General features: G+C 64.3%; 6 protein-coding genes. All 6 read left to right on the forward strand.

The genetic code is table 11. From position 1 onward, the window contains the following. Positions 1–588, forward strand: a 588-nt coding sequence (locus Q0W90_RS22740) for an MCE family protein (protein ID WP_297776775.1), incomplete at its 5' end; no start/stop codon positions are given. After that, positions 585–1607: an MCE family protein gene (locus tag Q0W90_RS22745; protein WP_297776777.1), complete on the forward strand. Its 1023-nt coding sequence runs from the start codon at positions 585–587 to the stop codon at positions 1605–1607. The genes Q0W90_RS22740 and Q0W90_RS22745, both read left to right, overlap by 4 nt. Continuing rightward, a complete protein-coding gene (locus Q0W90_RS22750) occupies positions 1607–2725 on the forward strand; it encodes an MCE family protein (RefSeq protein ID WP_297596523.1) in 1119 nt (372 codons plus the stop codon). Before Q0W90_RS22745 ends, Q0W90_RS22750 begins: the two co-directional genes overlap by 1 nt. Continuing rightward, positions 2722–4140, forward strand: coding sequence for an MCE family protein (locus Q0W90_RS22755; RefSeq protein ID WP_297697502.1), 1419 nt, complete (start codon positions 2722–2724; stop codon positions 4138–4140). The genes Q0W90_RS22750 and Q0W90_RS22755 overlap by 4 nt, the downstream gene beginning before the upstream one ends. Then, positions 4137–5432, forward strand: a complete 1296-nt coding sequence (locus Q0W90_RS22760) for an MCE family protein (protein WP_297596526.1) — start codon at positions 4137–4139, stop codon at positions 5430–5432. Before Q0W90_RS22755 ends, Q0W90_RS22760 begins: the two co-directional genes overlap by 4 nt. Beyond that, positions 5433–5797: MlaD family protein (locus tag Q0W90_RS22765; RefSeq protein WP_297776781.1), on the forward strand; the 365-nt coding region annotated here is incomplete at its 3' end. It abuts the gene before it with no gap.

The following is a 5797-nucleotide window of genomic DNA, read 5'->3' on the forward strand; positions in this document are numbered from 1 at the left end:
GCGGTCTTGCCGGCGGTGTCCAACGCCTACGCCGACGCGGCACCCGACCTGGTGAAGACCGCCGCCAACGCGACCCGGATCAGCAAGACGCTTGTCGATGAGCAGCACAACCTGGACGCATTGCTGATCAGCGCGATCGGCCTGGCCGACATCGGCAACGACGTCCTGTCGACCAACCGCGGACCGCTGACGAACGTACTGCATCTGCTGGTGCCGACCACCGATCTGACCAACCAATACGGCCCGGCGCTCACCTGCGGTTTCGGTGGGCTGATCAACATAGCCCACGGTCCGCCCCTGTCGGAACCGAGCATCAACATTTCGGCGAGTCTCACCTGGGGCGGCGAACGTTACCGGTATCCGACGAACCTGCCCAAGGTTGCTGCGACGGGCGGCCCGCAGTGCATGGGTCTGCCGACCCTGCGGTTCAACTCGAATCCGCCGCAGTTCATCACCGATATCGGCGCCGACCCGGTGGGGTACGGAAACCCACAGCTACTGATCAACTCCGATCTCCTCAAACAGCTGTTGTACGGACCGATCGCCGGCCCACCACGCAACTCCGCACAGGTCGGACAGCCCGGATGAGAACGCGCGCCACTCTGATCAAGTTCGCCATCTTTGCGGTGGTGATGGCGATGCTGACCGCCTTCCTGTTCTTCATTTTCGGCCAGTACCGGACGGGTGCGACGAACGGGTATTCGGCGGTGTTCACCGACGTGTCGCGTCTGAAGACGGGGCAGTCGGTGCGGGTCGCCGGGATCCGGGTGGGCACGATCGACAGCGTTTCGCTGCGGCCGGACAAAAAAGTTGTGGTGAAATTCGACGCCGACCGCAACGTCGTCCTCACCGAGGGCACCAGGGCGGCGGTCCGCTACCTGAACCTGGTGGGCGATCGCTACCTCGAGCTCGTCGATGGTCCTGGCTCGACCAAGCGCCTGCCGGCCGGCGGTCAGATTCCCGTCAACCGCACCGCGCCGGCCCTCGACCTCGATCTGCTGCTCGGCGGACTGAAACCCGTTACTCAGGGCCTGAATGCGCGCGATGTCAACGCCCTGACCTCAGGATTGTTGCAGGTCTTCCAGGGGCAGGGCGGGACTCTGGACTCGCTGTTCGCCAAGACGACGTCGTTTTCGAACGCCCTGGCCGACAACGATCAAACCGTGCAGCAACTGATCGACAACCTCAACATCGTGGTCGGCACGATCTCCAAGGACGGCACCAAGTTCTCGGGCGCGGTCGATCGCCTCGAGCGGCTCGTCAGCGGGTTGTCGGACGACCGCAACACCATCGGCTCCGCCATCGACGCCCTGGACAAGGGCACCGCCTCGCTGGCGGACCTGCTGAGCAGTGCGCGGCCGCCGCTGTCCGGCACCATAGAGCAGTTGAATCGGCTGGCGCCCATTCTCGATAACGACAAGGATCGCCTCGACGCCGCAATCGCGAAGGCACCGAAGAACTACCGCAAACTGGTCCGACTCGGCGTGAACGGCGCCACCATCCCCTACTACCTGTGCCAGTTGACGCTTCGCGGCACGGATCTTCAGGGCAAGACGGTGAGAGCTCCCATATTTAGGTCTGAAGCTGGAAGGTGCACGGAACCCTGATGCTCAAGTATCGCGGAACTGGGCTCGTCAAGGCCGGACTCATCGGCGTCGTCCTGGCGGTGATGGTCATCCTGGTGGGCCTGTCGCCCGACAGGTTCATCTCGTGGGCGACGATGGTCAGGTACCAGGCGCTGTTCACGGAAGCAGGCGGCCTTGCGACGGGCAACCCCGTGGTGGTGTCGGGGATGAAGGTCGGCACGGTGTCGGATGTAAAGCTTCGTCACGGCGATGCTCTGGTCACGTTCGGGATGAAGGGCAACATCCTGCTCGGGTCGGAGACATCCGCGCACATCCGCACCGGCACGCTGCTGGGCGAGCGGATGCTGACGGTGGAGTCCGCCGGCAGCGGCACGATGCATCCGATGGCTCTCATTCCCGTCTCGCGCACATCTTCGCCTTACTCGTTGACGGAAGCGGTCAGCGACTTGACGAGCGACACTGCCGGAACGAACACCACGGCGCTGAATCAGTCGTTGGATACGCTGGCGGAGACGCTCGACCAGATCGCGCCCCAAATGGGGCCGGCGTTCGACGCACTCACCCGGTTGTCGCGAACCCTCAACAGCCGCAACAAGAACCTGGGCGAGTTGTTCAAGAGCGCCGGCGATGTGACCGGGGTTCTTTCCGAACGCAGCCAGCAGGTCAACAAGCTCATCCTCAACTCCGACGTTTTGCTCGAAGTGCTGGTGACGCGCCGGCAGGAGATCGTGGACCTGTTGGCCAACACGTCGGCGGTGGCCAAGCAGCTGACGGCGTTGGTGCACGACAACGAAAGCAAATTGGCGCCGACGCTGGAGAGGCTGAATTCGGTGACCGCGGTGCTGGAAAAGAACCGCGACAACATCAGCAAAGCGCTGCCGGGTCTTGCCAAATTCGAGATCACGGTCGGTGAGGCTATCTCCAGCATGTACGCCTATTCGGCGTTCGTTCCGAACTTCCTTGCCCCGCAACTCTTCCAACCGATCCTCGACTACCTCTGGGGATTCCGCACCTTCGACCCGGCTCGCGGTCCGGGCTACCCTTCGCCGGTACCTCGGTCGCTGACTCCCTGGCCGTACAACGGTATTCCGGTCTGCCCTGGCTGCACGTTGGGCGGCAGGGTCGGAGGATCGCAATGATTCGCCGCAACACACTGAAGGCCGTGGTGGCGGTCGTCCTCGTCGGGCTCATGATTGCCGGCGCTGCCGTCCTCGTCCGCAACATGTTCTTCGGGCAGAAGACGATCACCGCCTATTTCACGACCGCCACCGCGATCTATCCCAATGACGAGGTGCGGGTATCGGGTGTCAAAGTCGGCAACATCAAATCCATTCAGCCGCAGGGCACACAGGCCAAGATGACCCTCAAGGTCGACCACGATGTGCCGATTCCAGCGGACGCGAAGGCGGTCATCGTCGCCTCGAATCTGGTGTCTGCCCGCTACGTCCAGCTCTCGCCGGCGTATCGGGATAGTGGGCCGGTCATGCGCGATGGTGCGGTCATCCCGGTCGAGCGGACCGCAGTGCCGGTCGAGTGGGACGAGGTCAAAGCCCAGTTGATGCGGCTGGCAACGGATTTGGGACCCAAGAGTGGTGTATCGGGCACGTCGGTGGGCCGGTTCATCGACAGCGCCGCCAACGCGCTCGACGGCAACGGCGACAAGCTGCGCCAAACACTCGGTCAACTGTCAGGGGTGGGCCGCATCCTTGCGAACGGTAGCGGCAACATCGTCGACATCATCAAAAACCTGCAGACCTTCGTCGGCGCGCTGCGCGACAGCAACGTCCAGATCGTGCAGTTCAACGACCGCCTGGCCACGCTCACCAGCGTGGTCAACGACAGTAAATCCAACCTGGACGCGGCGCTGACCGATCTGTCGACGGCGGTCGGCGAGGTGCAGCGCTTCATCGCCGGGACGCGCAACCAGACCAGCGAGCAGATTGCCAGGTTGGCCGATGTCACGCAGATCCTGGTCGATAAGCGCATGGCTCTGGAAAACATCCTGCACGGCGCGCCGAACGCGCTCGGCAACTTCTTCAACGACTACAACGCCGACACCGGAACCATCGTGGGGGGGTTCGGGATCATGAACTTCGCGAATCCCACGTTCTCGGGTCTGCTGCTTCCGGTACCCGTGCCGGGCTGCACGGCGGTCGGCGCTATCGAGAACATCACCGCGGTTGAATCGGGCAAGCTGTGCTCGCTGTTCCTCGGTCCCGGGTTGCGGGTGCTCAACTTCAACAATCTGCCGATTCCCATCAACATCTTCCTGCAGAAGTCGATAGACCCATCCAAGATCCTCTACAGCGAACCGCGCCTGGCGCCCGGCGGCGAGGGCCCGAAACCGGGCCCGCCCGAGATCCCGCCCGCGATATCGGCTTTCACCGGCCTGCCCGGCGACCCGGTGGGACCGCCGGGGGCGGTGCCACCGGAGCGGATACCGGGTGCGGCGATGCCGTTGCCGCCCCCGCCGTCGACACCGATGCCACCACCGCCGCCACCGGCGTCGAGCGTGTCGGACATGCTGCTGCCAGCCGAAGGGCCACAACAATGATCGCCAAGGTTGCGGCCCGGCGGGTGTTCGCTGTCGGCTGTTGCGTGGTGTTGACGTCGACGGGGTGCGCATTCCACGGCCTGAATTCACTACCGTTGCCCGGCGCGGTCGGACGTGGGCCGGGGGCCAACATCTACCACGTCGAACTCCCGAATGTCGGTACGATGGAGTCGAATTCGCCGGTGATGATCGACGATGTCGTCGTTGGCAGTGTCGGTGCGATGAAGGTGCGGGGCTGGCACGCCGACGTCGAGATCTCGGTAAAGCGCGATGTCGTCGTCCCGGCCAACGTGGTAGCCACCGTCGGTCAGACCAGCTTGCTGGGGTCGATGCATGTGGAGCTCAATACGCCACTCGGCCAGCAGGGAAGCGGAAGGTTGCAGCCGGGCGCCACCATCCCGCTGAGTCGGTCATCGGCCTACCCGTCGACAGAGCAGACGCTGTCCTCGCTGGGAGCGGTCGTCAACGGTGGGGGATTGGGACAGATCGGAGAGATCATCCACAATTTCTCCGCCGCACTGTCCGGGCGCGAGGGCGCCGTACGTGATCTGCTCACTCGCCTCGACACGTTCGTGGGAACACTGGACGATCAGCGGAACAACATCGTCGATTCCGTCCAGGCGCTGAACCGGCTTGCCGGCACATTCGCCGACCAACGCGACGTTCTCACCCAGGCGCTGCAGAAGATCCCGCCCGCGCTCGATGTGCTGATCAAGGAGCGGCCGCGCCTGACGGCCGCACTGGACAAACTTCGCGTCTTCAGCAACACCGCCACCCGGTTGGTCAACGACTCCCAGGCCGACCTGGTGAAGAACTTGAAAAACCTGGAGCCGACCATCCGCGCGCTCGCCGACGTCGGACCGGAGTTCGGCACGGCGCTCGCGGCGGGGTTCGTGTTCCCGTTCACCCAGAACTTCGTCGACCGGGCGATCCGAGGCGACTACTTCAACCTGCATGTCGATTTGGACCTGTCGATTCCGCGGCTCAAGCGAGGACTGATGTTGGGAACGCACTGGGGGCAGCTGGACCAGCCGCTGGTGCCGCTGCCCGGGGATCCGTATTACCTGCAGTACACACACGATCCGATGCACGACCCCGTGAGGCCACCGTGGGTCGATCCCAATGCGCTGCCGCTGCCCGCTCTGCCGCCGGGTACGGCACCGCCGCCCGGACCGCCATCGGCGTACGGCCCCCGGCCCGGACCCCCGCCGGCTGCGGCGCCGGTGCCTGACGCGGGTCTTGGTCAAACACCGCCGCCCGCAGAGACGCCTCCGACTGGGGCGGGTGGATAGATGCTGACGCGCTTCGTTCGGATCCAGCTGGCGATTTTCACGGTCGTCGGCACCATCGGCGTGATCGCGATGGTCCTGTTCTACATCCAAGCGCCGACCCTGCTGGGCATCGGTCGTATGACGGTGACGCTGGAGCTGCCGGCCACCGGCGGCCTGTACCGTTTTTCCAACGTGACCTACCGAGGGGTTCAGCTCGGCAAGGTCACCTCGGTGGGTTTGACGCCGACCGGGGCGAAAGCGACGCTGTCGCTGAACACTTCACCGAAAGTCCCCGCGGACCTGACAGCGGAGGTGCTCAGTGTCTCCGCGGTGGGTGAACAGTACGTGGACTTGCGGCCCAAAACCGATTCGCCGCCCTACCTGCA

It is taken from the genome of Mycobacterium sp. (assembly GCF_025933915.1).
Lineage (GTDB): Bacteria > Actinomycetota > Actinomycetes > Mycobacteriales > Mycobacteriaceae > Mycobacterium.